This window comes from Aquabacterium sp. UBA2148 (assembly GCF_002328915.1).
In the GTDB taxonomy this organism is placed as follows: Bacteria; Pseudomonadota; Gammaproteobacteria; order Burkholderiales; family Burkholderiaceae_C; genus Aquabacterium; species Aquabacterium parvum.
On the sequence record NZ_DCXA01000097.1, the window covers coordinates 16,946 to 19,046 of the forward strand.

The 2,101-nt window shown below is 69.3% G+C and carries 2 protein-coding genes and 1 pseudogene; 1 reads left to right on the forward strand and 2 read right to left on the reverse strand.

Features of this window, described 5'->3' with window-relative positions:
- Nucleotides 1–452, reverse strand: a pseudogene (locus tag B2W70_RS05250) (pilus assembly protein PilB); the annotation flags it as partial.
- Between the two features lie 98 nt (nucleotides 453–550).
- Here B2W70_RS05250 and B2W70_RS05255 point away from each other — a divergent pair.
- Nucleotides 551–1,420 (forward strand): DUF692 family multinuclear iron-containing protein, encoded by an 870-nt coding sequence (locus B2W70_RS05255; protein WP_286743568.1) that lies wholly within the window; start codon nucleotides 551–553, stop codon nucleotides 1,418–1,420.
- 9 nt (nucleotides 1,421–1,429) lie between these two features.
- Here B2W70_RS05255 and B2W70_RS05260 read toward each other — a convergent pair.
- The coding region (locus B2W70_RS05260) for a cell envelope integrity protein TolA (protein WP_286743571.1) at nucleotides 1,430–2,101 on the reverse strand (672 nt) is incomplete at its 5' end.

Here is a 2,101-nt window from a genome sequence, read left to right on the forward strand (position 1 = left end):
CGGGTCACGCCCCCGGCCTCGTCTTCGGGCGGGAACAGGAACAGGCCGAAATTCGATTCGATCCAGCCGATGGTCTGGCCACGCAGTTCACCGCCGCCATGCAGCTCGATGACGTACTCGGTGGCCGGGCGCTCGCTGAGGGCCTGAGCGTGTTCGCCCGCGCCCTCGAGGGGCTCGGCCAGTGGCAAGAGCGGCCGCTTGAGGCACAGGCTGCGGAACTGACCGAAGCGCAGCGGCATGGTGGTGCGAGCCGGCGGCACCTGGATGTGGGCCACCTGGTCTTCGGGCACGAACAGGTTGAGTCGGCCCTGCATGACGCGCCCATTGAGCCCCACGATCTCGCAGGGCTCGTGGTCCAGCTGCGCCCGGGCCGTGGGGTAGCTGGCCAAGGGCGGCGTCGGCCAGCGAAACCCGACGGGTTCGGCGGCGATGGGATCGAGGTCGTCGGACATGGTGACCCATCCTAGGCAAGCGCGGGAGAGGCAAAGGATGGAACAGAGCGGGGTTTGGGGGCGTGCATTTCGGCACGGAAACCGGCAAGATCGAGGCCATGAAAGCGTCCACCGCCCTGTTGGCACGCCAGCCCGTTGGGCTCAGTCTGCGCGCACCGCACCTGGCCGACCTGCTGGGTTTGTCGCCTGCCCTGGGCTTTGTCGAGGTGCGCGCGAGCGACATCGGGGCCCTCGAGGGTGTGCCGCAGGACAGGCTGCGGATGCTGGCTTCACGCTGGCCCCTGGCCGTTCAGGTCAGCGAAATCGGTTTGAGCGGGGATGTCGGCCTGGTGGAGCGCCCGCTTGAGGAGCTCGACCGCCTGGGTGGCGTGCACCCCAGGCGCCTGAGCCTGCCCTTGACGCCTGAGCGAGACCCCGGGGCACTGGCGGCGGTGGTGGAGGTGATCCAGTCGCGCCTGGGTCAGCCCGTGCTGCTGGAGCTGGGCCTGCACGCCGATGCCTTGGGCGACACCCTCAAGTTGGCGGACATCGCCCGCCAGACCCGCAGCCGCCTGACGCTGGAGCCCGACCGCCTGCTGGCCCAGGCGCTGGGCCGCGTTCGGGCCAGCCAAGGTGCACCCGCCTCGGAGAGGCTCCTGTGGCAAAGGGCCACCGCTTTGGTGCTGGACACGGTCTGGTCCCTCTCGCCTTCGCAGGTCGGGCAGGTTCGCCTGGGTGGCTTCCGGGAAGGTGCGCAGCCTCAGCCCCCGTCACACTCGCGTGTCGCCGATCGCAGCCAGCGCGTCTCGCCCTCGGGCTGGGCACTGCTTCGGCAGGCGCTGGAACACCTGGGCCCCGTGCCGACGGTCATGGCCTGGGACTCCGACCTGCCCGGTCTGGCCGTGATGCTCGACGAGGTCAGGCTGGCCTCGGAGCTGATGGCCGAGGTGGGCGCGGACGGAGAGGAGACGCTGGAGTTCGACGACTGAGTTGTGGCCTCAGAAGTCGTTCGGGCGGAACTCCAGCAACATGGGGGGCACCTTGCCTCGCTCGTCGAGCGGGAGCACCTCGGTGCGGTCGATCGCGCGCAGCACCGCCGCGTCCCAAGCCACCACACCGGACGAAGACACCAGCTTGACCGACATGATTCGCCCGTCGGGCGCACAACGCACCTCGACCTTGGCCACCGGGTTGCCCGGGATCAGTTGCTCGGTGAAAACAATGTTGGGCTTGATGCGCGCCTTGATGCGCCCCGCGTAAGCCGCGCTCGGGCCCGCGCTGGTGGCCGAGGGCACGCCCGCACCACCGGTGCCGCCGAGCTCGTTCATCATCCTGGCGATGTTGGCCTGGCGTTGGGCCTCGCGGTCGGCGGCGGCCTTGGCTTCGCGGACCTGGCGCTCTTTTTCGAGCTTGGCTTTTTCCGCCTGCTCGGCCTTGGACGCCTTCTCCCTGGCCAGCTTCTCGGCCCTGTCGTCTTTGACGGGTTCGGGCTTTTTCACCGGCTTGGGCGGCGTCGTGTCGAAGGTTTCCTTGGGCTGCTTGCGCGGCTTGTCTTCCTTCTTGGGCGTGCGCTCGGTGACGATGTCCGGCTTTTTGACCGGCTCGGGCTCGGCGCGCTCGACCGCCTTGGGCGGAGGGGGCGGGGCCACAGGCTCGGGCTCGACCGCTTT

Coding starts and splice junctions, on each gene's coding strand:
- B2W70_RS05255 (WP_286743568.1), top strand. CDS start 551: ATGAAAGCGTCCACCGCCCTGTTGGCACGCCAGCCCGTTGGGCTCAGT.